This window comes from Bradyrhizobium mercantei, from assembly GCF_001982635.1.
In the GTDB taxonomy this organism is placed as follows: domain Bacteria; phylum Pseudomonadota; class Alphaproteobacteria; order Rhizobiales; family Xanthobacteraceae; genus Bradyrhizobium; species Bradyrhizobium mercantei.
Genome location: NZ_MKFI01000005.1, coordinates 359,452 through 385,794, shown reverse-complemented (window position 1 = coordinate 385,794; position 26,343 = coordinate 359,452). Strand labels below are relative to the sequence as shown.

Here is a 26,343-nt window from a genome sequence, read left to right as displayed (position 1 = left end):
AGCGGTGGTCAGAACCAGCGCTCGCCGACGAACACCGTATCGCCCGGGCTCATCGGTGTGCCAAGCGGCACCACGAAGCGGCCGGAGCCGGACGCATCCGTATGCGTCAGCGTCACGCCGTCGCGCTTGGCGCGTGGCGAGAAGCCGCCGGCAATCGCGACCGCGCTCTCGACGGTCATGTTCGGCACATAGGGATATTGGCCGGGAGCCTGGACTTCGCCCAGGATGAAGAACGGCCGGTAGGATTCGATCTCGACCGCCACCGAAGGCTCGCGGATGAAGCCGTTGCGCAGCCGCGCCGAGATTTCACCGGCGAGCCCGGCCGGCGTGCGGCCGCGTGCCGGCACCGAGCCGATCAGCGGCATGGTGATCGCGCCCGCGGCGTCGATCGCATAGGAGTTGGTCAGGCCTTCCTGGCCATAGACCACGACGCGGAGCTTGTCGCCCGGGCCGAGATGATAGCCATTGTCGTAACCGGCGGGCCCACCTGGTGCGGCGGCGTAAACGACCGGGGCGGGGACCGGCGCGGCATAGCCATATCCAGGGGAAGCGCTGGCGAAGGCGGAACGCAATGCGCTGATCGCACCACCGCCGCCTGCATCGGCAACCGGAGCGGGTGCGTAAGCCGGGCCATAGGTGACGGCGTCGACACCTTGCGGGCCGACGGCAACCGGACCGGACGTGCTCATGCAGCCAGACAGCGCGAGCGCAGCCACAACGGCAGTGATCGGCAATCGTAACGCGCGTGCAACCGGCACCGGACCTATCCCTCAACGGCGAGACAGGCCCAGTCTTGCACCACTTATGGTTAATAAAGGGTTTTCGCGGTCCGGGTGGGGAGCCGGAAAGTCCGGCCCCCCTCGCGATTTAAGGCATGATCCGGAAAAGCGGGAACCGGTTTTCCCTCGCGACAAACGCGAAGCGCTTGCGCGGAGATCAGGCGGCGGTAACGCCGACGCCGATCGGGCAGGACACGCCGGTGCCGCCGAGCCCGCAATAGCCCGCCGGATTCTTGGCGAGGTACTGCTGGTGATAATCTTCGGCGAAGTAGAATTCGCCTGATGGTGCGATTTCCGTCGTGATCGCGCCGAGGCCCTTGGCGGCGAGCGCCTTCTGGTACATCGCCTGCGACTCGTCTGCGGCTTTGCGCTGCGCGTCGCTGAAGGTGTAGATCGCGGAGCGATACTGCGTGCCGATGTCGTTGCCCTGGCGCATGCCCTGCGTCGGGTTGTGGTTCTCCCAGAACGTCTTCAGGAGCTTCTCGTAGGAGATCTTCTTCGGGTCGAACACGACCAGCACCACTTCGGTGTGGCCGGTGCGTCCCGAGCACACCTCCTCATAGGTCGGGTTCGGCGTGTGACCGCCGGCATAGCCGACCGCGGTGGTGTAGATCCCGTCGCCGAGTTCCCAGAACTTGCGCTCCGCGCCCCAGAAGCAGCCGAGCCCGAACACCGCCTGCTCGAGGCCTTGCGGATAAGGCGGCGTCAACTTGCTGCCGTTGACGAAATGGGTGGTCGCGGTCGGGATCGGCGTGGCGCGGCCCGGCAGCGCCTCGGCGGCGCTCGGCAACGCGGTGGTCTTGCGCATGAACAACATGGATACCTCCAGGCGGGACATCGGCCGACGCGGGCTGCGGCCTGCGGGCCGGCTGTCACCTATATAGGTCCTTACGCAAATGATGGCAGCCCCGTTACGGGGCCGCGGGCCAGCTCAGTCGCGGGCGTAGCCGATCAGCGGCTTGCGCGGCCGGAACAGGATCATCAGCAGGATGCCGGCGATGCCGAGCACCGCGAATACCGGCTGCTCCAGAAGCAACCGGATCACACCGTTCCAGAGCCAGGGCGCGAAGCGATCCACCCAGGCGTGGAATGCCTGCTGGCTCGACTGGTGGATGTCGTTCCAGAACTGGCCGAACTGGGTGAACCGCAGGCTCTGGTCGGCGACGTAGCGGGCCCCGTCATAGACCATGAAGATGAAGCTGCCAGCGAGCAGCAAAAGGCCGATCAGACGGAAAAAGCCGCGGATCATGCGTCACCCAAACTCCCTGTCGCGCCCCACGCGTCGTCAGGCCTTACCGGGCGCCCCCCGGAAATTCAACCTCTTCAGCGGCTTATCCGGCCCTTGGAGGCCGATTTCAGGCCTTTTTTCGGTCCCGAAAGCGTTGACGCTATGGCCTGCGCCATCTATAAGACCGGCCGATGGCGGCGGGCGCAATCCTGCCGCCGCTGTTCTTTGGACAGTGCCGCATGCGGGGGCAGCAATTTGCGCTCTTTGCATGGCCGCCTCAAGGACACCCAATACATCAGAGTTGAGATTTGAACCGGCCGGTGCGCGCAAGCCCGACCAAGCGATCACCGCCGAAGGACAGTTAGAGAACCATGGCCAACACCACCTCCGCCAAGAAGGCGACCCGCAAGATTGCCCGCCGCACCATCGTCAACAAGTCGCGCCGCACGCAGATGCGTGGCGCGGTGCGCACCGTCGAGGAAGCGATCAAGAGCGGCGACCGCGAAGCGGCACTCAAGGCGATGAGCCGCGCCGAGCCCGAGCTGATGAAGGCAGCGCAGCGCAACATCATTCACAAGAACAATGCGAGCCGTAAGGTGTCGCGACTCTCGCAGCGGATCGCCAAGCTCGCGAAGTAAGTCAGCTCGCCGCGCGAGCTGACTGAAGAACACATTTGTCACGAAGCCCGGCTCGCGCCGGGCTTTTTATTTTTGCATCGTCTTTTGTCGTGGAAGTTTCACAACGCGAGAACAAGTCGGCGTTGCCGAGCAACGAACGGCGTGTCATGTTTCATCGCGTCCGTAGTTCTACCGGCTAATATGCTTAACGCGCTGCACTCGCCCAGAGATTGTTCTGCACTAAGCTGGATAGATGGAATAGCGCACAGCGTCGGGACGAAAATTGCGACGCGGGTTACCCTGCAAAAGTAATCGAGAAAAATGACGTCTCGCGAATTACTTATGCACATAGCGCCGCTCAGCGATTGGAAAAATGACCGGCGCGAGACCAAATGTAAATTTTCTATGAAAAATTTTTGGTATTGCACCGTCGTTTGTGACGCGCGCGAATCTGTGCGGTGATTCAAAAACTTGCTTTCGCAACTCAGCATCGGCAACGCCGCAACAGTCGCGAAGAGTCTCGATCCCCGTCGAATCCACGGATTGTCAGAAAATGCGCTTGGTGTATTTATTTCTTGTTCGCGACGTCCACGGCTCTCCAGATCAGCGCGGTTTGAGACCCAAGGGCGGACGCACAAATCGGCGGCGGTGTGTGCGTTAGCGACGCTTTCCAAGCGAAGCTAGATTGACGGCTCATAGCGATATGAGGACGGACGACCTGTGTCAAAATATCTCCGGCGATGTCCCCGGCAATTTGGGGCATCGAACAAGAGAGACCAGGGCGTCAGTCGGAATCGGGCAGCGGGGAACGCGGAGCAAGTGAACGGGTTGACGACGGCACGGCGGCGGCGAAGCGCCGGACATTTTGGTGTTCGGTAGCGGCAGTTCGATTTTGAAGACACCAGCAAGCTGACAACTTGCCGCGATACGTCGCGGTGGGAGGGGGAGGACTTATGCCTTACGGTATCATCACTGCAGTCGAACCAGCGACAATTGAAATGCAGATCTCCCGTGGTGCCGTAATCAACCCCTCGGACGTCAGCTCTCACCCGCAGCGACCGTCGAGTACGCGCTGACCTCGCGGGACGCATCTTCTCCAAACAGCTGATCTGTCGCGTGGCGCATGGCCGCTACACGGGAGAGCTTTGTCCGGAGCAGACCGCGCCCGCTGGAGGTCGCGCCGTGGCAGGAAGTCTGCGCGGCGCTTTCGCAATCATCATCTCTCAGTTTTGGAAAAGTACGAAGGCAATGACGAACACGGAACAGGATCGCTGGTCGCGGGTGAAGGGACGTTTGCGGACGAGTGTCGGCGAGGACGTTTACACGAGCTGGTTCGCACGGATGGATCTGGAGAGCGTGCATGATGAGAGCGTGCACCTGTCGGTTCCGACCCGGTTCCTGAAGAGCTGGATCCAGGCGCATTATGCCGACCGCGTGCTCTCCTGCTGGCAGGCCGAGATGCCCGAGGTACACAAGATCGATCTCACCGTGCGCTCCGCGATCCGCGCGATGGCACCGGTGAAGGAAGCGGCGGCCCCGGTCGAAGTGCGCCGCGTCGAGCGCCACGATGGTCGTCCCGCGCCCGAGCTGCGCTCGTTTGCAACCGCGCCGGTGTCAGCAGGCCATGACGCCCTCGGTGGTTCGCCGCTCGATCCGCGCCTGACCTTTGCAAGCTTCGTCGTCGGCCGTTCCAACACGCTGGCCCACGCGGCGGCGCGCCAGGTCGCGGAAGGCCGCCGCGGCGATCCCGTGATGTTCAACCCGCTCTACATCCATGCCGGCGTCGGCCTCGGCAAGACGCACCTGCTGCAGGCAGTGACCTGGGCCGGCAATTCCGGCGCCGAGCGCAAGGTGTTGTATCTCACCGCCGAGAAGTTCATGTACGGCTTCGTCGCGGCGCTGAAGACGCAGACCGCGCTGGCGTTCAAGGAAGCGCTGCGCGGCATCGACGTGCTCGTGATCGACGATCTGCAGTTCCTGCAGGGCAAGTCGACGCAGGCCGAGTTCTGCCACACGCTGAACGCGCTGATCGATGCCGGCCGCCAGGTCGTGATCGCGGCCGACCGTCCGCCGTCGGATCTGGAAAGCCTCGATGACCGCGTGCGCTCGCGGCTCGCCGGCGGCCTCGTGGTCGAAATGGGCTCGCTCGGCGAGGAACTGCGGCTCGGCATCCTGAAGTCGCGCGTTGCCGCGGCCCGCGCCCACCATGCGACGTTCGACGTGCCGGAGGAGGTGCTCGACTATCTGGCGCGCACCATCACACATAATGGCCGCGACCTCGAAGGCGCGATCAACCGCCTGCTGGCGCACTCCAAGCTCAACAACCAGCCGGTGACGCTGGAGATGGCCGAGCGCGAGGTGCGCGACCTGATCCGCCCGCAGGAGCCGAAGCGGATCAAGATCGAGGACATCCAGCGCGTGGTCGCCCGGCAGTACAATGTCAGCCGCTCCGACCTGTTGTCGTCCCGCCGGACCGCCAATGTGGTGCGCCCGCGCCAGGTTGCGATGTATCTGGCGAAGACGCTGACCCTGCGCTCGCTGCCGGAGATCGGCCGCAGGTTCGGCGGCCGCGACCACACCACGGTGCTGCACGCCGTGCGCAAGATTGAGGCACTGGTCGCCAAGGACACGACGCTGTCGGAGGAAGTCGAATCGCTGAAGCGTCAGCTCCAAGAATAAGGCGGAGGCGTCTGCGCGTTCCATGGCCCTCCCCTTAACCAAAGGGGAGGGCTAAACTTTTTTCCGACCCAAAACGTGGGGAACGGTCCCCGTTTCCGGCCCGTGTCCCTTGCACCGGCCGCCCATCCGCGCCACCTTGCGGTCCCCCCGTGGGTTTGATCAAATCCGGTATTGATCCGGCTTTTCGGGTTTCCAATGCCGCGGTGCTGCCCTGAACGGCCGCCCGGCTTTTCCATCTGAGGGATCTGGCGGGTATTGCAATGAAGGTCACCGTCGAGCGCGCGCAACTCCTGAAATCGCTGGGTCACGTTCACCGCGTGGTCGAGCGCCGCAACACCATCCCGATCCTCGGCAACGTGTTGATCCGCGCCGAGGGCGCCAAATTGTCGCTGAAGGCGACCGACCTCGATCTCGAGGTGACGGAGACCTTGGCGGCCGAGACCGGAACCGCCGGCTCGACCACGGTGCCCGCGCACATGTTCTACGACATCGTCCGCAAGCTGCCCGACGGTTCGCAGATCGTGCTCGAGGCCGACGGCGACCGCTCGGTGCTCGCCGTGCGCGCCGGCCGCTCGCGCTTCACGCTGCAGACGCTGCCCGAGAGCGATTTCCCCGGCCTTGCCGCCGGCGACATGACGCATTCGTTCTCGCTGCCGGCGTCCGACATCAAGCGCCTGATCGACCGCACGCAGTTTGCGATCTCGACCGAGGAAACCCGTTACTACCTCAACGGCATCTACCTGCACGCGGCCGGCAGCGCCAAGGCGGCGACCCTGCGCGGCGTTGCGACCGACGGCCACCGCCTGGCCCAGATCGACCTCGCACTGCCGAAGGGCGCGACCGGCATGCCCGGCGTGATCGTGCCGCGCAAGACGGTCGGCGAAGTGCAGCGGCTGATCGAGGGCGACGATGCCGAGATTTCGATCGAGCTGTCGGACGGCAAGATCCGCTTCACGCTCGGCAATGTGGTGCTGACCTCGAAGCTGATCGACGGCACCTTCCCGGACTATGGCCGCGTCATTCCGCAGAACAACGACAAGGAACTGGTGGTCGACAAGAAGGATTTCGAGGCCGCCGTCGACCGCGTCTCGACCATTTCCAGCGAGCGCGGCCGCGCGGTGAAGCTCGCGCTGTCCGCGGGCAAGCTGGTGCTCTCGGTCACCAACCCGGATTCCGGCAGCGCCACCGAAGAGATCGAGGTCGAGTACGCCTCCGATGCGCTCGATATCGGCTTCAACTCGCGCTATCTGCTCGACATCGCCGCCCAGATCGAGGGCGAGGTCGCGGTGCTGAAGCTCGCCGATCCCGGCTCGCCGACCCTGGTGCAGGACAAGGACAGCAAGGGCGCGCTCTACGTGCTGATGCCGATGCGGGTGTGATGCATGCGGGGCCCACGTTTGCCCTCGTCATGGCCGGGCTTGACCCGGCCATCCATCCAATAAGATGACCTTTTGGGTATACATCCTCGCCAGCAAGCCCGGTGGAACCCTTTACGTCGGCGTGACCAATAATCTGATCCGGCGCATCTACGAGCATCGCGAAGGTCTGGCAGAGGGCTTTACCAAGAAGTACGGCATCAAGACGCTCGTCTATTTTGAGGCGCACGAGACCATCGCTGCCGCACTTCAGCGCGAAAAGAATATCAAGCACTGGTCTCGTGAGTGGAAGATTGATCTGATCGTTACCGGAAATCCCGACTGGCGCGACCTATATGATGAAATTGTCCGCTGATGCGGACGATGGATTGCCGGGTCAAGCCCGGCAATGACAGAGTACATATGACCCCGTCCCGCATTCATCGCCTGTCGCTGACGCATTTCCGCAATTACCGGACGGCGACGCTGCAGGTCGCGGGCGACATGGTGGTGCTGGTCGGGCCGAACGGCGCCGGCAAGACCAATTGCATGGAAGCGGTCTCGTTTCTGTCGCCGGGCCGCGGCCTGCGCCGCGCGACGCTGGAGGACATCGCCGACAATCAGGGCGACGGCTCCTGGGCGGTCTCGGCCGAGGTCGAGGGCGCGCTGGGCCTTGCCACGCTCGGCACCGGCATCGACGCGCCGACCGGCGAGGCGGGCGGCACGCGGCGTTGCCGCATCGATCGCGAGCCGGTGGGTTCCGCGACCGCCTTCGGCGACCATCTGCGCATCGTGTGGCTGACGCCCGCGATGGACGGCCTGTTCATGGGGGCCGCGTCGGAACGGCGGCGCTTCTTCGACCGCCTGGTGCTGGCAATCGATCCCGGGCATTCCAGCCGGGTCTCGGCCCTGGAGCGCTCGCTGCGTTCGCGCAACCGGCTGCTCGAGGTGCGCAACTATGACGACCATTGGTGTGATGCGATCGAGCGCGAGACCGCGGAGCTCGCGGTCGCGGTCGCCGCATCGCGCGGCCAGACCGCCGCCAGGCTCGCAATGATGCTGCGCGAGCGCGGCGCGGCGTCGGCGTTCCCGTCCGCCGAGATCATGCTGGACGGCTGGATGGAGAATGCGCTGCTCCAGGAACCCGCCACGGCCGTGGAAGATCGCTACCGCGAGATCCTGCGCGCCGGCCGCCCCCGCGACGCCGCCGCCGGCCGCACGCTCGACGGGCCGCATCTGACCGACCTGCAGGTGGTCTACGCGCCGAAGAACATGCCGGCACGCGACGCCTCGACCGGCGAGCAGAAGGCGCTGTTGATCGGGCTGGTGCTGGCGCACGCCACCATGGTTGCGGAGATGACCGGCATCGCGCCGCTGCTGCTGCTCGACGAGGTCGTCGCGCATCTCGATCCCAATAGGCGCAAGGCGCTGTTCGAGGAGCTCGCCAAGCTCGGTGCGCAGGTCTGGATGACCGGCGCCGACCCTGCCGCCTTCGCCGACATCGGTCCGCGAGGGGAGATTTTCGACGTCGAATCCGGCCGTGCCACACGGCGCGGCTGAGGCCGCGGAGCAGGTGCCAAAACGGCCTCGAATCCACCTCCGAATCGAGCTTTTCGACACCTCCGGAATCGGCCTCTGAAGACCTTGAAAAAGGCCTAAAAAATCCCATCTATTCAACAGTTTGCAGACAGAGACTTTGCGCTAGGCGCAACTCCTCTTTCGTGGCACAAATAGCGGAATCAGCGCCTCATATTGCGCAGCTGATTCGGGACATCCTCGAAGGCCTCACATGACAGAACCTGCCCGGCAGACCCCTGCCGAATCTGAGCATCCCGTTTCGGGCGAATATGACGCGGGATCGATCCGGGTGCTGAAGGGCCTCGATGCCGTGCGCAAGCGGCCGGGCATGTATATCGGCGATACCGACGACGGGTCCGGCCTGCACCACATGGTCTACGAGGTCGTCGATAACGCGATCGACGAGGCGCTGGCGGGGCATGCGAGCCGCGTCCTGGTTACCCTCAATGCCGACAATTCCGTCACCGTGTACGACGACGGACGCGGCATTCCGGTCGACATCCACAAGGAAGAAGGCGTGTCGGCGGCCGAGGTCATCATGACCCAGCTGCACGCCGGCGGAAAGTTCGACCAGAACTCCTACAAGGTTTCCGGCGGCCTGCACGGCGTCGGCGTCTCCGTCGTCAACGCGCTGTCCAGCAAGCTGAGCTTGCGAATCTGGCGCGACGACAAGGAGCACTACATCGAATTCGCGCACGGCGACGCCGTGGCGCCGCTCAAGGTGGTCGGCGATGCCCCGGGCAAGCGCGGCACCGAGGTCACCTTCCTCGCCTCGACCGAGACCTTCAAGAACATCGAGTATGATTTCGCGACGCTCGAGCACCGGCTGCGCGAGCTCGCCTTCCTCAATTCCGGCGTCAACATCGCGCTGTCAGACATGCGCCACGCGGTCGAGAAGCGCGAGGAGATGCACTATTCGGGCGGCGTCGAGGAATTCGTCAAATATCTCGACCGCAACAAGAAGGCGATCGTGCCGACGCCGATCATGGTGCGCTCCGAAGCCAACGGCATCGGCGTCGAAGCGGCGCTGTGGTGGAACGACAGCTACCACGAGAACGTGCTGTGCTTCACCAACAACATCCCGCAGCGCGACGGCGGCACCCATCTGGCCGGCTTCCGCGGCGCACTGACGCGCCAGGTCAACGGCTATGCCGAAGCCAACGCGAAGAAGGAAAAGATTGCGCTGACCGGCGACGACTGCCGCGAAGGCCTCACCGCGGTGCTATCGGTGAAGGTGCCCGATCCGAAATTCTCGTCGCAGACCAAGGACAAGCTGGTGTCCTCGGAAGTCCGCCCGGTGGTCGAGAACGTTCTCAACGAAGCGCTCCAGGCCTGGTTCGAGGAAAATCCGAAGGAAGCCAAGGAAATCGTCGGCAAGGTGATCCAGGCCGCCGCTGCCCGTGAAGCTGCGCGAAAAGCGCGCGAGCTGACGCGCAAGAACCCGCTCAGCGTCTCCTCGCTGCCCGGCAAGCTCGCCGACTGCCAGGAGAAGGATCCGGCGAAATCCGAACTGTTCATCGTCGAGGGCGACTCTGCAGGCGGCAGCGCCAAGCAGGGCCGCAACCGCGAATTCCAGGCGGTGCTGCCGCTGCGCGGCAAGATCCTCAATGTCGAGCGCGTGCGCCCGGACAAGATGCTGTCGTCCGAGCAGATCGGCACGCTGATCACCGCGCTCGGCACCGGCATCAGCGACGATTTCTCGGTCGACAAGCTGCGCTATCACAAGATCATCGTGATGACCGACGCCGACGTCGACGGCGCCCACATCCGCACGCTGCTCCTGACCTTCTTCTATCGCCAGATGCGCTCGATCATCGACGGCGGCTATCTCTATATCGCCCAGCCGCCGCTCTATAAGGTCTCGCGCGGCAAGTCCGAGCAGTACCTGAAGGACGAGCGCGCGCTCGAGGATTATCTGATCTCGACCGGGCTCGACGAATGCGTGTTCAAGCCGGCCTCCGGCGACGACCGCTCGGGCCGCGATCTGCTGTCGCTGGTCGAGGACGCGCGGGTCATCCGCTCCGTGCTGCGCAACCTGCACAGCCGCTACAATCGCGCGGTCATCGAGCAGGCCGCGATCGCGGGCGTGCTGAGCCCGCGGATCACCAGCGAGATCGCCACCGCCAACTCGGCGGCGGAATACATCGCCAAGCGGCTGGATGCTGTGGCCGAAGAGGTCGAGCGCGGCTGGATCGGCACCTTCACGGAAGGCCATGGCTTCCAGTTCGAGCGCACCGTGCGCGGCGTCAAGGAAGTGGCTGTGATCGACGACGCCTTCCTCGGCTCGGCCGATGCACGCAAGCTCGATGAATACGCGACCAAGCTGCAAGAGATCTACGTGCGGGCCGGCAAGTTGCGGCGCAAGGATGCCGAGCAGATGATCCATGGTCCGGTCGACCTGTTCGAGGCCGTGACCGACGCCGCGCGCAAGGGCATCTCGCTGCAACGCTACAAAGGTCTCGGCGAGATGAACCCGGAACAGCTTTGGGAGACCACGCTGGATACCGAGGCCCGCTCGCTGCTGCAGGTGAAGGTCAAGGAGGTCGACGAGGCCGACGATATCTTCACCAAGCTGATGGGCGACGTGGTCGAGCCGCGCCGCGACTTCATCCAGGAAAACTCGCTCAGCGCGACCGTCGACGTCTGAGGGCTCGTTCGCTCTCAGGCCGCGCTGCGCTCTCCGAAGCGATGGCTCGGCGGGAATGACGTCTCCGTGACATCACGATCGACACCGTCGCGCGGCTACCTTTCGGGTGGATGCTGCGCCGGGAATTGTGTTACGGTGCCGGCCAGCCATTGATTCCGTTACGGAATTTTGCGTGGCCGAGCTTGAATCCAAGTCTGAATGCGTTAGGGGACATTCCGCGTGCCGCCGATCCAATACATCGTCGAAGGCGGCCGCCGCCTTTCGGGCACCATCGAGCCGTCGGGCAACAAGAACTCTGCGCTGCCGATCATCGCCGCTGCCCTGCTCACCGAACATCCGGTCACGCTGACCAACGTGCCGCGTATCCGCGACACCGAGACGCTGGTCGAGCTGTGCCGTTCGGTCGGCGCAAGCGCCGAATGGACCGAGCGCAACACGTTGCAGATCCATGCCAAGGAAATCCGCGCCGCCGATCTCGATCCGGCGCTGTGCGCACGCATCCGCGCCTCGATCCTGCTGGCAGGACCGCTGCTCGCCCGCTGCGGCGAGGTCGCGCTGCCGCCGCCCGGCGGCGACGTGATCGGCCGCCGCCGGCTCGACACGCACTTCCTGGCCTTCGAGCAGCTTGGCGCCACCGTCACCGCGACGCACCGGCTCGAATTCCGCGCCTCGCGCCTGAAGGGCGCCGACGTGTTCCTCGACGAACCCAGCGTGACCGCGACGGAGAATGCGCTGGTCGCCGCCGTCGCCGCCCGCGGCACCACCTATCTGCGCAACGCGGCCTCCGAGCCGCATGTGCAGGACCTCGCCAACTTCCTGATCGCGCTCGGCGCCAAGATCGAAGGCGTCGGCACCAACACCATCATCGTGCACGGGCCGGCGACGCTCGGCAGCACGAGTTTCGCGATCCAGCCCGACCATATCGAGGTCGGATCGCTGATCGGGCTCGCCGCGGTGACGCGCTCGCCGCTGCGCATCGCGCGCGCCGGCGTCGAGCATCTGCGTTCGATCCGGATGGGCTTTGAGCGACTCGGCATCGTCTGCGGCGTCGAGGGCGACGACCTCGTCGTGCCGTCGAACCAGACCATGAAGATCCACGATGATTTCGGCGGTCACGTGCCGAAGCTCGAGGATCAGCCCTGGCCGGCCTTCCCGGCCGATCTGATGTCGATCGCGATCGTCACCGCGACGCAGTGCGACGGCGTCATCCTGATGCACGAGAAGATGTTCGAGTCGCGAATGTTCTTCGTCGATAATCTGATCGCGATGGGTGGCCGCATCGTGCTGTGCGATCCGCACCGCGCAATCGTGGCCGGCCCGAGCCGGCTGCGCGGCGCGCCGATGAACTCGCCCGACATCCGCGCCGGTATGGCGATGCTGCTGGCCGCGGTTTGCGCCAACGGCACCTCCACCATCAACAATGCCGACCAGATCGAGCGCGGCTATGAGCGGATCGACGAACGCCTCAACGCGCTCGGCGCCAAGATCAAGCGGATACCAGCCCGGTCGTGATCCGGGAAAACGTGAAACGCTTATCCGGTCGGGCCATGCTCCAACGACAGTTCGGGACGCGATGATCTCTGCGTGAGATCGTCGCGTTTCGGCAGTTCGGCCATCCTTCTGGCCAGTTTGCCGTGCTAGACGTGCCGTCATGACCTGCATCGACAAGATCGATCCGGTCGCGGCGCGCGCGGCCGTCGTCCCCTCTCGCAAGCTGCTCTCAGCCGAGCTCGCGGAAACGCTGAAGCTCGCGGTGCCGCTTGCGCTGACGCAGCTCGGGCAGATCGCGATGATGACGACCGACCTCGCCTTCATCGGCCGGCTCGGCAGCGAGAACGTCGCCGCCGCGGCGCTGGCGCATACCGTATATTTCGTCAGCTTCACCATCGGCATGGGCATGATGTCGGCGGTCTCGCCGCTGGCCGCGCAGGCATTCGGCGCGCGCGACCCGCGGGTGATGCGGCGCGCGCTCCGCGTCGGCCTGTGGGCCGGTTTCTTCATGGTGCTGCCGTTGATGGCACTGCCGTTCCACGGCGAGCGCATCCTGCTCGCGCTCGGCCAGACCCAGGCCACCGCGCATCTGGCGCAGCAATATCTGTTCGGGCTGGCCTGGGGCATCCTGCCGGCGCTGTGGTTCATTGCGCTCCGCGGCTTCATGAGCGCGGTGAACCGGCCGGAGCCGGTGCTGTGGATCACGCTGGCGGCGATCCCGGCCAACGCACTGATGGTCTATTTGTTGCTCTACGGAAAATGGGGCATGCCCGAGCTCGGCATGTTCGGCGCCGGGCTCGCGACCACGATCGTCAATCTCGGCACCTTCCTCGCCGGCGTGTGGTTCGCGGCGCGGCGCCGTCCGTTCCGCAAGTATCATGTGTTCAGCCGCGTCTGGCGCATCGACTGGCCGCTGATGGGCAAGCTCGTCGCCGTCGGCGCGCCGATCTCGATCGCCTTCCTGCTGGAATACGGCCTGTTCGGTGCCGCCGGCCTCTTGATGGGGCTGATCAGCACCACGGCGCTGGCCGCGCACCAGATCGCGCTGCAGATCGCGGCGATTTTGTTCATGGTGCCGTTCGGCGTCAGCATGGCGGCCACCGTGCGGGTCGGCCAGGCCGTCGGCCGCCGCGATACCGACGCAGTGCAGCGTGCCGGCTTTGTCGCGATCGCGCTCTCCGGCGTGTTCATGAGCGTCATGACCCTCGCGGTGATCCTGGCGCGCTTCGAGATCGCGGCGCTGTTCCTCGGCGAGGCCTCCGACGCCACGGCGCAACTCACCGCGGCGCTGCTGCTGATCGGCGCGACCTTCTTCATCGCCGACGGCGTGCAGACCACCAGCGCCGGCGCGTTGCGCGGCATGAACGACACCCAGGTGCCGCTGCTGTTCGCCGTCATCAGCTATTGGCTGATCGGCTTCGCGTCGGCCTCCGCGCTGGCCTTCTGGGCCGGGTTCAATGCCCCCGGCGTCTGGATCGGATTGTCGCTCGGCACTGCCGTTTATGCGACCCTCCTGGTCTTGCGTTTCCGTCTGCTGGCACGCAGACTGGCTGGATGAGGGTCGACGAGGTCACGCCGAACGTGGATTCCGACGCGCTGCTAACCGGCGCGCAATTCATCGACGCGTTCCGGATCGCGACCACGCAACCGGATCTCGATGCGCGGCACGCCACCGAGACGATGTTGGGCCAGCAGCCGCGCTGGGCCAAATGGCTGATTGCCTTGCGAAACGTTCTGGTCACGCCGCTCGGCCTGAAGACCTCGGGCGCGGCCGACGGCGTGGGGCGCGACATGATCGGACTATTCCCCGTGGTCAGCGAGACGCCCGAGCGGCTGGTCGCCGGCTTCAACGACAAGCATCTCGACTTCCGCCTGGTGGTCGACGTCACCAGCACCGGCGCTGCGCGCAACATCACCGCCACCACGCTGGTGCTGACCCACAACTGGCTCGGCCGCACCTATCTCGCGGTGATCATGCCGTTCCACCGGCTGATCGTGCCGGCGATGTTGCGCAAGGTGGGAGAGTAGCGCGTGGCATTGGCGGTCGACCTGTTCTTCTCGTTTCGCAGTCCCTACAGCTATCTGGCGCTACCGAAGACGTTGCGGATGGTGTCCGACTACGACGTCGAGGTGAATCTGCGGCCGGTCTATCCGCTGGCGGTGCGCGTGCCCGGCTTCTTCAAGAAGACCAATCCGCAGTTCGCCCGCTATGTCGTGCTCGACTCCCGCCGCGTCGCCGAGCACGAGAACATCCCGTTCCGCTTTCCGCGTCCGGACCCGATTGTGCAGGACATGACGACGCTCGACGTCGCCGCGCACCAGCCCTACATCCATCGCCTGACCCGGCTCGGTGCCGCCGCCCAGTTCGAGGGACGATCGCTTGCATTCACCTCGGCCATCAGCCGCGTGCTGTGGGATGGCTCGGTGAAGGGCTGGAACGAAGGCGATCATCTGGCGCAAGCGGCTGATGCCTCAGGCTTCGATCTCGCCGCAATGGATGCGGCCGTCGCCGCCGATCCCGATCGCTATGAGGCGGTCATCAAGGGCAATGAGGACGCGCATGCCGCGTCCGGCCATTGGGGCGTGCCGACCTTCGTCTTCGAGAACGAACCGTTCTTCGGTCAGGACCGCATCGACCTCCTGATCTGGCGCATGGAGAGCAAGGGCCTGACGCGCCGCAAGACATAGCCGGAGATCACGCCACGCTCTTCTCCGGTGCGTCGGCGACGATCTTCTCCGCAGTCTCGCCGTTGGTGCACCAATTGCCGTGGCAGCGCTTGAGGTCGTTGAGGTTCTGCCGCATCTGGTCGAGCGAGAAGCCGAGCGCGTAGAAGCGTTCGGCGGCATCGACCGGCAGGCCGCGGATCAGGCCATCCCTGCGAACCGCGGCGACCTCCTCGCTATAGGCATGCAGCGCCGCGTCGACCGGCGCCATATCGGCCGGTCCGCTGCCGGCGCGCAGGGCGGTCGCGACCGCCACCATGTAGGTGACGATCGCCTTGCTGACCTCGGCGAGCGGCCGCGCCAGCCTGGCCTGGATATCGGCCGGCAGCGGCACGACACAGGCGCGCCCGATCATCACGACGTCATGCCGCAGCCGCTGAATGGTTCGCAGCAGCGGGCCGGTGTCCGGTCCCGACGACAGATGCATCGAGCGCTCGCGCTCGGCCTCGAGGCCGGTCGCGTGCAGATTGGTCACCGCGGTGCCGATGCCATCCTGGATCCGGTGCAATGCGTCGTTGTCGAGACCGCGGGTCAGGCCGGCGAGCAATTCGGCGAACGCCGCCGAAAGCAATTCCAGCAGCTTCGACGCATTGACCCGGATCTGGCTGACCGCGCGCGACGGCAGCACCAGGAACGAGATCACAAGGCCGGTCAGCGCGCCGACCGTGACCTCGAGCACGCGGTCGATCGCCGAATCCAGCGGGTTGGAGTGATGCATCGTCGGCAGCAGCAGCACGATCACCGCCGTCACTGTCGCCGAGTTCAGGCTGGGATTGAGCGCGGCGATGAAGGCCAGCGGCACGATCGCCAGCACCAGCAGCGCCAGCAGGCTGCCCTCGCCGGAATGCGGGATCAGCACCGCGATCGCGCCGCCATAGATGGCGCCGCCGATGGTGCCGAGCATGTAGTCGCGGGTCGCCTTCAATGACCGGCCGACGCTCATTTGGGTCACGATCAGCGAGGTCAGCACCGCCCAGAGCGGTAGCATGAGGTTGAGCGCCAGCGCGACGGTATAGGCCGCGACGCCGGCGGACGCGATCCGGACCGCCAGCGCCAGCTGCGTCTTGCGGGTCCAGAGCTTGTCGAACATGCGTTTTGCGAAGGTCCTCATGCACCCTGATCCGCAATCAATGGAAACGCCTATGTTAAAGCACGTCGAGCATGGCTGCTGCCCGCGGCGGCAAGGTGGCTTGAAAGGCCAAACCCGCCCGCCTACCCTGCGCCGCAAAATTGAGGAAACACGATGGCCCACGAAACCGCAACGCTCGCCGCCTATGTCGCCGACCTGAAATTCGAGGACATTCCGTCCGAGGTGCTGGAGCGCGCCAAGGTTTTGACGCTGGATTTCCTGGGCAGCACCATCCGCGCCCGCCGCGATGCGGAATCCACCCCGTCGCTGATGAAGATGCTGGAGGCGCTGGCGCTCGACGGCAAGGGCGAGGCCACCGTGTTCGGCGATTCCAAGACCTGGACGCCGGCCGTGGCGGCGCTGCTCAACGGCGCGCTCGGCCATTCGCTCGACTTCGACGACACCCACGCCGATTCCTCGCTGCATCCGAGCGCACCCGTGGTGCCAGCGGCGTTCGCAGTCGGCGAGATGGTCGGCGCCTCCGGCCGCGACGTGCTGACCGCGATCGTCGCCGGCTATGAAGTGTGCTGCCGGCTCGGCAATGCGCTCGACCCGACCTCGCATTATGCCAAGGGCTTCCACCCGACCGCGACCGCCGGCACCTATGGCGCCGCCGCGGCCGCGGCCAAGCTGTTCGGCCTGTCGAAAGAGCAGATCATCTCCGCGTTCGGCGTCTCCGGCAGCCAGGCTGCCGGCTCGCTGCAATTCCTGGTCAATGGCGCCTGGAACAAGCGCTACCAGGTCGGCGCCGCCGCGATGAACGGCGTGATTGCAGCGACCTTGGCGCGCAACGACTTCATCGGTTCGAGCGAGTCGGTCGAGGGCAAGCATGGCCTGCTGGTCGGCTATACCGATGACGCGCATCCGGACAAGGCGGTGGCGGACTTGGGCCACACTTACGAGACGCTGAAGATCGGCGTGAAGCCGTATCCGAGCTGCCGCTACACCCATGCCGCGATCGACGCACTGATCGCGATGCGGCGCGAGCACAATCTGACCCCGGACCAGATCAAAAGGGTCGAGATCGGCCTGCACCGCAACGGCATCACGCTGACCGGAGATGCCGCCACCAAGCGCCATCCGACCTCGGTGGTCGGCGGCCAGTTCTCGATGTTCTTCACCGGCGCGATCGCGCTCGACCAGGGCCATTTCGGCTGGGACGATTACGACCGGCTGGGCGACAAGGCGATCGACGCGCTCGCCGACAAGTTCGACGTGGTGCAGGACGACCGGCTCGAGGTCGGCCGCACCCATCCGTTCGGCGCCCGCGTCTCGATCACGACCGATGACGGCGTGCATGAGCGCCTCTATGCCGATCCATCCGGCGAGCCGACCTCGTTTCCCGACGCGCAGGCGATGCAGCAGAAGTTCCTGACGCTGGCCCGCCCGGTGCTCGACAAGCGCGCCGACCAGCTCGCCGACGCGATCCTGACGCTGGAACGGTTTGACCGCGTGGAAAAGGCGACGCAGCTGGGACGGCAGTAGAGGGATCTATCGTTGCTGCGCAGGCTGCGCACATCACCCACAGCCGTCGTCCCTGCGAAAGCAGGGACCCATAACCACAGGGTTGCGTTGTGAACGTGAGCTGCGGCCCCAGCGTCCCGCAACAATTGAGATTTGGGGTAATGGGTCCTGGCTTTCGCCAGGACGACGATGGGGATGGTCCTCGGGAGCCTACTCCGCCCCATCAATAATCACGAAATCCCCGTCCGAATATTTCTGCCGGATCGCTTTCGCGGCTTGATAGTCGGGGCAGGTGTAGCATTCCATCGCGGTGGCGCGATCCTTGAACTCGATGACGAAGTTGCGTTGGCGCGTCGCGCCTTCCATCACCTCATACGGGCCATTGCGCACGATGAAGTTGGCGCCGTATTTCTCAAACACCGGCATCGCCGCGGCGAGATATTCGGGATAGCGGGCTTCGTCGTGAACCGTGACGTGCACGATCCAGTAGGCTTTCGGCATGATGGTCTCCTGCTGACGCGCGTTTCAAGAAACGGTGGCGCACCTCCTGCGAGATGCGCCACGACATCAGAAAATTCCTCGGCCGGAGATTCAATTCACGATCGCGCGGGTATTGTGTGACGTGCCGGTCAACTGCCGCCCGCGAGCCGTGCGCTTGTGGCGGTCGCCGTCATCACATCGCGAACCAGATCGAACACGCCGTCCGCCGCGGGCGGCACATTCGGCGAGCGGCCGAGCCGCACGATGACGAGCCGCTGCGACGGCACGATCACGACATATTGCCCGATCGTGCCCTTGGCGAAGAAGGCGTCGCGCGGCATGCCGTGCTCGACGCGGTATTTGGCGCCAAAGCTGTCGCCGAGATTGGTCCAGAAGCCCGCGCCGATACCGACCCAGGCGTTCGGCGTCGGCGACGCCGAGTATTTCACCCAGCCTTCGGGCAGGATGCGTTTGCCGCCGGCGACGCCGTCATTGAGGTAGAGCTGGCCGAACCGCGCCCAGTCGCGCGCGCTCGCGAGCATCTCGCTCGATCCTTCCGGCGTGCCCGCCGCGTCGAACTGCATCACGACATGGTGCATACCGAGCGGATCGAACAATTCGCGGTGCGCAAAGCGGACCACGTCGGCGGCACGGCCGCCGGCGGCATTGCGGATCAGATGCGAGAGGATAAGAAAATTGCCGTCGTGATAATTCCACACCTGGCCCGGCGCGGTCTCGAGCGGAATGCTCTCGGCGTAGGCGGCCATGTCGGATTCCATGAACTTCATCCGGTTGACCGGCTCGAGCGCGGACATCAGCGAGGCTTGCAGCGAGCTGCCGAGCGCAATTCCCGCGGTGTGACGCAACAGCTGATCGACCGTGATCGCGTGCCTCGGATCGTTCCGATCCTGCCAGGCCACGACCGGCGCCGGTTTATCAATCCCAAGCTTGCCGTCGCGCACCAGGATTCCGATCAGGGCCGAGATCACCGATTTGGTGGCGGAGAAGCCGAGCAGCGGCGTGTCGACACCGATGCCGTCGGCATAGCGCTCGGCGACGATGCGGCCGTCCTTCATCACGACGACCGCGCGGGTGCGCCGGAACGGCGGCTCAGCCGGCTCGGCGAAGGCGCGATCGAGCGCGGCGGCGAGTTGCGGCGTCTGCGGCGCGACGATGGCGGGGCCGGCGATCTCGGGCAGCAGCGCGGCCTGCGGCTGCATCGGCGGCAGCGGGACGTCGGCCGGCGCCGCGCCATGATCGAGCGTGCAGCCGAGCCCCTCGCGATAGACCGCATGGCTGCGCCCGACGCCGAACAGCGTCACCGTGACATCCCTGCGGTCGAGGTCGACCTCGGTGTCCATCGCCCAGGTGATCAGGCCCACCCCCGGCATCGCCTCGGTGGTCTCGGTGAAATCGCGCCTCGGATCGAGGCCGCTGACGAAGGTTTCGGAGCAGAGGATGTTGGCGACAAATCCGGTTGCCACCTTCGGCACGTCCCGGGCGCGGGCGGCGGACCAGCCCAGCGCGCCGAGGGCTGACGTGGCAGCGAGGATGAGAATGAGCTTTCGACGGGTCACTTGTGTCCTCCGGGCATGCAAGAGTGCGTTGGCGGGAGGAAGCAGGAGCGGAGGCGAAAGGGCTCGCCGGATTTGGAAATCGGGCTGGTCGAAGGTTAGATGAGGCTCGCCGATTTTGGAATTGTGCAGTGATTACAACGCCGGCTGGGCCTGCTTGCCTTTCCCCCTGGTGAGGGACGCACATCAAGTCGGACAATCGCATATGAGGTTTGAGGCGCAACGGCATCGACACTGCCCTGCCGCCGCAGGCGTGCTCGCCAAAATATCGAAAACAACCCCATGCAAAGGACCTGGCGGCTGCCGGTGTTCGACAGGGCAAACTTGACACATCGGGCAACTCAGGAATATATTTCCAATATTCCGAAATCGTGCAGGCACCCCTCGCGGGCCCCTAAGGGAGGACCTGCCGCCGGTGCGTCCTTCATATCAGCGGTGCCTTACGCCGCGCTCGCCTTCAGCTTCCGGTACTCCGTCGGGGTGACGCCGGTGGTCGCCTTGAAGGCGCGGTTGAAGGGGCCGAGGGACTGGAAGCCGGCATCCATCGCGATGGTGATGACGGGGACTTCGGCCTGGGCGGGATCGGCGAGCGCGGCCTTGGCTTCCTCGATACGGTGGTTGTTGAGGAAGACGTTGAAATTGCGGTAGCCGAGCCGCTGGTTGATCAGGCGCCGCAGCCGGTATTCGGGAATCTTCAGCCGGGTCGCCAAGGTGCCGATGGTGACGTTGTCCTGGCGATAGATCCGCTCGTCCGCCATCAGGCGCATCAGGGCATTGACCAGTTTCTGGTCGGCGGCCTCTTCCATCGCGGCCGGCTGCGCATTGACAATGACGGGCTCGACCGGCGCGGCGAACAGATCGGCGCCGTCGATACGCATCATCGACCAGGTGATACCAGCGACTATGGCGGCGAGCACGGCCATGTTGAGCAAATTGGCCCACTCCACGGTCATACGGCTGCCGGCATACGCGATCTGCAGCAGCGCGTTCATGCCGCCGTACAGCGCAGAGGCCACGACGATGAAGACACGGACACGGCGGCGGCGCTCGACCAGATCCGCCGACCATGATCCGATGGTCTGCGCCACGGCAAGCGCGATGAAGACCAGCACCAGCAGATTGACCGTGGTAATCGCCGCCTGCGCGTGGCCGCCGGGCGCGATCCACATGCAATTGACGAAGCTGAACGCGACCACCGCGATCCAGATCAGACCGTGCCACCAGCGCAAGGCGAAGGCGTCATCGAACAGCGCGCGGGTGAACAGCCAGAACACCACGATGTCGCCGGTCGCAAGCGCGATCAGCGGCGCGTGCCAGATCGAGATCGGCGGCCCGGCGCCAATCGACGCGGTCACAGCGTGCGCGGCCGCGCCGAGCGCGAAGGCGATCACGAGCCGCCCCGCCAGCACCTTGCGGAAATCCGCAAACATCGAGGCCGCAAGCACCAGCAGCAGCGTCACGGCGGCGGCGCGCAGGCAGAGTTCGGTTGCGGCCAATGTCATCGGTCGAAAGGATCTCCGGGTCCGCCGAACAATCGTCGCTCAGGCGGCGTTTTTCAAGCCGGATCGCGGCGCCAGCGCTCGCGCGTCGTGACCCAGATATCGACGATCTCGCCCTCGAGCTTGCCCGGGCCCTCATTGTCAGCCCCGAGCCGCCGCGCCACGGCCTGCGACGCCACATTAGCCGGATCGATGCAGTGGATGATGCGGTCGAGGGTGAAAGTGGCGAACACCCAGTCGATCGCGGCGCGCGCCGCCTCCACCGCGTAGCCCTTGCCGCGGCACTCCCTGGCGATGCCCCAGCCGACCTCGAAGCCCGGCCACTCAGGCGGACAATACGGGCCGACGCGGCCGATATAGCGGGTGGAGGATTTCTCCTCGACCGCGAACATGCCGAAGCCATACAGCGCCCAATGGCCGGAGATGACGGCGGCGTTGCGCCAGCCCTTCAGCTCCGAGGTGATGGGCTGATGATCCGGCGTGATGAAGCGCGCCGTTTCGGGATCGGACAGCATCCGCGTATTCTCGGCGATATCGGACGCGCGCCACGGCCGCAGGATGAGGCGCGCGGTCTCGATCACGGGACCATCGACCTGCAACAGTTTTGCGCCGGGCCTGATCAGAGAAACCATCGGCAGCTCCGGTTTCCAAGATTGCTCTGTTATCACGCGTGCGCACGCGCCAAAAGCATATCGTCGTCCCTGCGAAAGCAGGGACCCATAACCACCGTTATCGTCTGGTACGCAGGGCTGGGTCCCCAGCCTTCGTAACATAAGCATTTGTGGTTATGGGTCCCGGCTCGCGCGGAGCCTGTCATCGGGTGGCGCGTCGCGCCGACCCGTTGGCTTGGCCGGGACGACGGATAGAGAGTACGATCGCGTCAAAAGAGAAGGAGACTTTCCATGAGCTGGCAGCCCTCGACCGATCCCGAACTCGGCGACGCCAAGACCTGCGACGCGCTGGATCTGATCATCGTGCCGCGCACGCGCGATCTCGGCGACGGCTTCGCGGTGCGCCGCGCGCTGCCGCACGGCAAGCGGCAGATGGTCGGGCCGTTCATCTTCTTCGACCATTTCGGCCCGGTGCAGTACCTCGCCGGCAAGGGCATGGACGTGCGGCCACATCCGCATATCGGCCTTGCCACCGTCACCTATCTGTTCGACGGCAGCATCATGCACCGCGACAGCGAGGGCAACATCCAGGAGATCCAGCCCGGCGCGATGAACCTGATGACCGCGGGCCGCGGCATCGCGCATTCCGAGCGCACCCCCGACGTGCAGCGCCGCGACGGCCAGAAGATGCTGGGCCTGCAAAGCTGGATCGCGCTGCCTGCCGGCAAGGAGGAGATCGCGCCCTCGTTCCAGCACTACGGCGCGGGCGATTTGCCGATGATCTCCGAGCGCGATTTCACCGCGCGGGTGATCGCGGGCTCGGCGTTCGGCATCTCCTCGCCGGTCAGCATGGTCTCGCCCTGGTTCTATACCGAGGTCACCGCGCAGGCCGGCACCTCGGTTCCGCTGGACCCCGACCACGAGGAGCGCGCGATCTATCTCGTCGACGGCGAGGTCGAGATCGCGGGCGATCGCCATGAGGGGCCGCGGCTCCTGATCTTCCGGCCCGGCGACCGCATCACCGTGAAGACGCTGCGGCCGACCCGGATGATGTTCCTGGGCGGCGACGCCCTGGAAGGGCCGCGCCACATCTGGTGGAATTTCGTCTCCTCCTCGAAGGAGCGGATCGAGCAGGCCAAGCAGGACTGGAAAACCGGGCGTTTCGCCCAGGTTCCCCACGAACACGAGTTCATTCCGCTGCCGGAGTGAGCTAATTCCTGTAATAATCTGTACGCCCGCACGCCTCGTGTGCGGGCGTACGTCTTTGAGAAGCCAGCCAGAAAGACCCACGCCATGACCGCGATGCTATCCAGCGATTTGCCCCTGCCCCGGATCGGCCGCGGCAAGGTGCGCGATATCTACGCCGTCGGCGACGATCGCGTGCTGCTGCTCACCACCGACCGCATCTCGGCATTCGACGTGGTGATGGCGGAGACCATTCCGATGAAGGGCGCGGTGCTGACCCAGATCAGCGCCTGGTGGTTCCGGCAGCTCGAAGGCACCGTGCCGCACCACATGATCAGCGCCGATGCCGACGAGATCATCCGCGCGGTGCCCGAGCTGAAGAACCATCGCGCCGACATCATCGGCCGCGCGATGCTGTGCAAGCGGACCACGGTGTTTCCGATCGAATGCGTGATCCGCGGCTACATCTCCGGCTCCGCCTGGAAGGAATACGCGGCCGAAGGCACCCTTGCCGGCGAGAAGCTCGCGGCGGGCCTGGTGGAGAGCCAGAAGCTCGAGCCCGCGATCTTCAGCCCGGCGACCAAGGCCGAGGCCGGCCATGACGAGAACATCACCGTCGCGCGGGTGCGCGAGATCGTCGGTCCCGACGTCGCCGCGACGCTCGAGAAGATGGCGCGCGATGTCTATGGCTATGGCGAGCAGACCAGCCGCGCCCGCGGCATCATCATCGCGGACACGAAATTCGAATTCGGGCGCGACCAGGACGGCCGCATCATCCTGATCGACGAGGTGATGACGCCGGATTCGTCGCGCTTCTGGGCGGTCGATGCCTACAAGCCCGGCCAGCCGCAGCCGAGCTTCGACAAGCAGCCGCTGCGCGACTATCTCGACGTCGAGCGCCGCGCCGGCCGCTGGAACGGCGACGCCCCGGCCCCGCCGCTGCCGGACAGCGTGGTGGATGCGACGAGCAAGCGGTATCTCGAGGCGTATCGCCGCGTGACCGGAAGCGAGCTGAAGATTTAGCCGAGGTCCTTCCAACCCATCACCGTCACCCTGAGGAGGCCGCAACGCGGCCGTCTCGAAGGGTCGACGGCCCCGCTGGTGGCCGTGCATCCTTCGAGGCTCGCTCCGCTCGCACCTCCAGCTACAAGGCGAAGCCTTTGCGCGGGATGACGGGGAGAGAAGGACGCGCGTCTCCCTTTGCCCGCCTGACGGAATTGCACTTTCCGTCGCGGGATTGCGCGCACCTCGCCACTGATGTCACTCTCCCGGCACAACAAAAGAACAGCCCAGGGAGCGCCCCATGTCCGATGCCGATACCGTGCTCGTCGAGCGCGATGGTCCGATCACCATCATCTCCATCAACCGTCCGCATAACCGCAACGCAGTCGACGGCGCCACCGCGCGAAAACTGTATGACGCGTTCCTCGCGTTCGACGCCGATGCCAGCGCATCGGTCGCGGTGTTCACCGGCACCGGCGGCTATTTCTGCGCGGGCGCCGACCTGAAGGCGGTGGCGACGGGCGATCCCGAGAAGAAGCGCGAGGTCGGCGGCCACAACACGATCGCGCCGATGGGGCCGAGCCGGCTGCGGCTCTCGAAGCCCGTGATCGCCGCGATCGAGGGCTTTGCGGTCGCCGGCGGCATGGAGCTCGCGCTGTGGGCCGACATGCGCGTGGTCGCCGAGGACGCCACCTTCGGCGTGTTCTGCCGCCGCTTCGGTGTGCCGCTGATCGACCTCGGCACCATCCGCTTGCCGCGGCTGATCGGCCATTCGCAGGCGATCGACCTGATCCTCACCGGACGCCCGGTCACAGGCCCAGAGGCGCATCGCATGGGCCTCGCCAACCGGCTGGTGCCGAAGGGCGAGACGCGCGCGCACGCCATCGCGCTCGCCAAGGACATCGCGAAATTCCCGCAGAACTGCATGCGTGCCGACCGCCTGTCGGCGCTGCGGCAGTGGGACCTCGACGAGGAAGAGGCCATCCGGAACGAGATGCGCGGCGGCCTTGAGGTGATCGCCTCGGGCGAAACGCTGGCGGGTGCGACCCGCTTTGCCTCGGGCGTCGGCCGTCACGGCACCTTCGGCAATGAGGGCGGGCACGGTTAGTCGCAAAGCGCCCGCCTTTGCGTTCCTGCCGGCGACGTGCTGAGCTGTCGCAGCCATTCCGAAAGCAAGACAATGACCGAACAATCGATCGCAACCGAGCTGAAGACCTTCACCACGTCGGATGTCCGCTTGCAGAACGGCAGCGTGCTGCCGGAAGTCACGATCGCGTACCGCACCGTCGGTACGCTGGCGCCGAACCGTGACAATGTCGTGCTGGTCACCCACGGCAACACCAGCGGGCCGCAGATGATCGATCCCGGCGGATCGACCGGCGAAGGCAGCTGGTGCGAGATCGTCGGCCCCGGCAAGGCCGTCGACACCAACCGCTACTTCGCGATCTGCCCGAACATGCTGGGCTCGTCCTACGGCTCGACCAACGCGGCGAGCATCGATCCGCGGACGGGCCGGCGTTATGGATCACGCTTTCCTGATATCACCGTCAGCGACATCGTCGCCACCCAGCGCGCCCTGCTCGATGATCTCGGCATCGGGAAGCTGGTCGCGATCGTCGGCCCGTCCTACGGCGGATTCCAGGCGCTGCAATGGGCGGTGAACTATCCCGACGCCATGCGCGGCATCGCCGCTGTCGTCACTGCACCGCTGGTGCCGCGCGAGCGCGCCGAAGGCAACGTTGCACGCTTAATGGCAACGCTGTCGCAGGATCCGAACTGGAACGGCGGCGATTATTACGATCACGGCGGCATGCTCGAAAGCATGATCCAGATCCGTACCGCAACCTTGAAGACCTACGGCATCGAGACGCGGCTGCGCGATACGCTGAGCGATCCCGGCGACATCGAGGCCGCGATCCGCGCCGAGGCGACGGAATGGGCGAGAGGGTTCGACGCCAATTCGCTGCTGACGCTCGCCAAGGCGCTGCGCGGCTTCGACGTGACGGCGCAGTTCGGACAGATCAAGGCCAAGCTGCTCTACGTGCTGTCGCGGACCGACCGACTGTTTCCGCCGGAGCTCGCGCAGCAGGTGATGCCGGCGCTGAAGGGCGCCGGCGTCGACGCCGATTACTTCCTGCTCGACAGCGACTACGGCCACTCGGCATCGGGCCGCGACGCGCACAAGTGGGCGCCGCGGTTGCGCGCGTTCATGGATGGCCTCGGTTAGACACCTGTGATGCCCGATTGAACGGGCCTCGCGGCGTACCGGCGCCCGCGCAAGCGGGAGCGGGAGCGGGAGCG

General features: G+C 65.4%; 23 protein-coding genes. 15 read left to right on the top strand and 8 right to left on the bottom strand.

The window, feature by feature from the left end; genetic code table 11:
- Positions 1-8 precede the first annotated feature (8 nt).
- From BI327_RS24480 to BI327_RS24470, 3 genes are all read right to left on the bottom strand, one after another.
- A complete protein-coding gene (locus BI327_RS24480) occupies positions 9-758 on the bottom strand; it encodes a polysaccharide biosynthesis/export family protein (RefSeq protein WP_076863734.1) in 750 nt (249 codons plus the stop codon).
- Between the two features lie 178 nt (positions 759-936).
- Positions 937-1,596, bottom strand: coding sequence for a peptide-methionine (S)-S-oxide reductase MsrA (gene msrA, locus BI327_RS24475; RefSeq protein ID WP_076863732.1), 660 nt, complete (start codon positions 1,594-1,596; stop codon positions 937-939).
- A gap of 114 nt (positions 1,597-1,710) precedes the next feature.
- Positions 1,711-2,028, bottom strand: a complete 318-nt coding sequence (locus BI327_RS24470; RefSeq protein ID WP_021077660.1) for a hypothetical protein — start codon at positions 2,026-2,028, stop codon at positions 1,711-1,713.
- A gap of 350 nt (positions 2,029-2,378) precedes the next feature.
- Between BI327_RS24470 and rpsT the strand changes: the two genes are divergently transcribed.
- From rpsT to BI327_RS24420, 10 genes are all read left to right on the top strand, one after another.
- Positions 2,379-2,645 (top strand): 30S ribosomal protein S20, encoded by a 267-nt coding sequence (rpsT, locus tag BI327_RS24465; RefSeq protein ID WP_016842667.1) that lies wholly within the window; start codon positions 2,379-2,381, stop codon positions 2,643-2,645.
- Between the two features lie 1,227 nt (positions 2,646-3,872).
- Entirely contained in the window at positions 3,873-5,303 is a 1,431-nt protein-coding gene (gene dnaA, locus BI327_RS24460) for a chromosomal replication initiator protein DnaA (protein WP_076863730.1), read from the top strand.
- Between the two features lie 260 nt (positions 5,304-5,563).
- Positions 5,564-6,682: a DNA polymerase III subunit beta gene (gene dnaN / locus BI327_RS24455; RefSeq protein WP_076863729.1), complete on the top strand. Its 1,119-nt coding sequence runs from the start codon at positions 5,564-5,566 to the stop codon at positions 6,680-6,682.
- 64 nt (positions 6,683-6,746) lie between these two features.
- A complete protein-coding gene (locus BI327_RS24450) occupies positions 6,747-7,034 on the top strand; it encodes a GIY-YIG nuclease family protein (RefSeq protein ID WP_076863727.1) in 288 nt (95 codons plus the stop codon).
- Between the two features lie 47 nt (positions 7,035-7,081).
- Entirely contained in the window at positions 7,082-8,218 is a 1,137-nt protein-coding gene (gene recF / locus BI327_RS24445) for a DNA replication/repair protein RecF (protein WP_076863725.1), read from the top strand.
- A gap of 229 nt (positions 8,219-8,447) precedes the next feature.
- Complete coding sequence (gene gyrB, locus BI327_RS24440) at positions 8,448-10,883, top strand: DNA topoisomerase (ATP-hydrolyzing) subunit B (protein WP_076863723.1); 2,436 nt, start codon at positions 8,448-8,450, stop codon at positions 10,881-10,883.
- 219 nt (positions 10,884-11,102) lie between these two features.
- Positions 11,103-12,395, top strand: coding sequence for a UDP-N-acetylglucosamine 1-carboxyvinyltransferase (gene murA / locus BI327_RS24435; protein WP_076863721.1), 1,293 nt, complete (start codon positions 11,103-11,105; stop codon positions 12,393-12,395).
- Between the two features lie 139 nt (positions 12,396-12,534).
- Complete coding sequence (locus tag BI327_RS24430) at positions 12,535-13,932, top strand: MATE family efflux transporter (protein WP_089025572.1); 1,398 nt, start codon at positions 12,535-12,537, stop codon at positions 13,930-13,932.
- On the top strand, positions 13,929-14,402 hold the full coding sequence (locus tag BI327_RS24425; protein WP_076863719.1) for a DUF2867 domain-containing protein: 474 nt from the start codon (positions 13,929-13,931) through the stop codon (positions 14,400-14,402). Before BI327_RS24430 ends, BI327_RS24425 begins: the two co-directional genes overlap by 4 nt.
- 3 nt (positions 14,403-14,405) lie before the next feature.
- Positions 14,406-15,062, top strand: coding sequence for a 2-hydroxychromene-2-carboxylate isomerase (locus BI327_RS24420; RefSeq protein ID WP_076863717.1), 657 nt, complete (start codon positions 14,406-14,408; stop codon positions 15,060-15,062).
- A gap of 7 nt (positions 15,063-15,069) precedes the next feature.
- On the opposite strand, the gene BI327_RS24415 is transcribed toward BI327_RS24420, so the two are convergent.
- On the bottom strand, positions 15,070-16,209 hold the full coding sequence (locus BI327_RS24415; protein ID WP_076863715.1) for an FUSC family protein: 1,140 nt from the start codon (positions 16,207-16,209) through the stop codon (positions 15,070-15,072).
- Positions 16,210-16,341: 132 nt separating this feature from the next.
- Between BI327_RS24415 and BI327_RS24410 the strand changes: the two genes are divergently transcribed.
- Positions 16,342-17,712 carry an MmgE/PrpD family protein gene (locus BI327_RS24410; protein ID WP_076863713.1) on the top strand — a complete coding sequence of 457 codons (1,371 nt, stop codon included), beginning with the start codon at positions 16,342-16,344 and terminating at the stop codon, positions 17,710-17,712.
- A 189-nt stretch (positions 17,713-17,901) separates the two neighbouring features.
- On the opposite strand, the gene BI327_RS24405 is transcribed toward BI327_RS24410, so the two are convergent.
- The 4 genes from BI327_RS24405 to BI327_RS24390 all read right to left on the bottom strand — a co-directional run bounded on the left by BI327_RS24405 (position 17,902) and on the right by BI327_RS24390 (position 21,876).
- Positions 17,902-18,192, bottom strand: a complete 291-nt coding sequence (locus BI327_RS24405; RefSeq protein ID WP_076863711.1) for a DUF1330 domain-containing protein — start codon at positions 18,190-18,192, stop codon at positions 17,902-17,904.
- Positions 18,193-18,320: 128 nt separating this feature from the next.
- On the bottom strand, positions 18,321-19,748 hold the full coding sequence (locus BI327_RS24400) for a serine hydrolase domain-containing protein (protein WP_076863709.1): 1,428 nt from the start codon (positions 19,746-19,748) through the stop codon (positions 18,321-18,323).
- Between the two features lie 437 nt (positions 19,749-20,185).
- Positions 20,186-21,247, bottom strand: coding sequence for a helix-turn-helix domain-containing protein (locus BI327_RS24395; protein WP_076863707.1), 1,062 nt, complete (start codon positions 21,245-21,247; stop codon positions 20,186-20,188).
- A 53-nt stretch (positions 21,248-21,300) separates the two neighbouring features.
- Positions 21,301-21,876 (bottom strand): GNAT family N-acetyltransferase, encoded by a 576-nt coding sequence (locus tag BI327_RS24390; protein WP_076863704.1) that lies wholly within the window; start codon positions 21,874-21,876, stop codon positions 21,301-21,303.
- 270 nt (positions 21,877-22,146) lie between these two features.
- On the opposite strand from BI327_RS24390, the gene BI327_RS24385 reads away from it, so the two are divergent.
- The 4 genes from BI327_RS24385 to BI327_RS24370 all read left to right on the top strand — a co-directional run bounded on the left by BI327_RS24385 (position 22,147) and on the right by BI327_RS24370 (position 26,269).
- A complete protein-coding gene (locus BI327_RS24385; RefSeq protein ID WP_076863702.1) occupies positions 22,147-23,064 on the top strand; it encodes a pirin family protein in 918 nt (305 codons plus the stop codon).
- Between the two features lie 84 nt (positions 23,065-23,148).
- Entirely contained in the window at positions 23,149-24,063 is a 915-nt protein-coding gene (locus tag BI327_RS24380; RefSeq protein ID WP_076863700.1) for a phosphoribosylaminoimidazolesuccinocarboxamide synthase, read from the top strand.
- 280 nt (positions 24,064-24,343) lie between these two features.
- Entirely contained in the window at positions 24,344-25,150 is an 807-nt protein-coding gene (locus BI327_RS24375) for a crotonase/enoyl-CoA hydratase family protein (RefSeq protein WP_076863698.1), read from the top strand.
- A 72-nt stretch (positions 25,151-25,222) separates the two neighbouring features.
- Positions 25,223-26,269, top strand: a complete 1,047-nt coding sequence (locus tag BI327_RS24370) for a homoserine O-acetyltransferase family protein (RefSeq protein ID WP_076863696.1) — start codon at positions 25,223-25,225, stop codon at positions 26,267-26,269.
- Positions 26,270-26,343 lie beyond the last annotated feature (74 nt).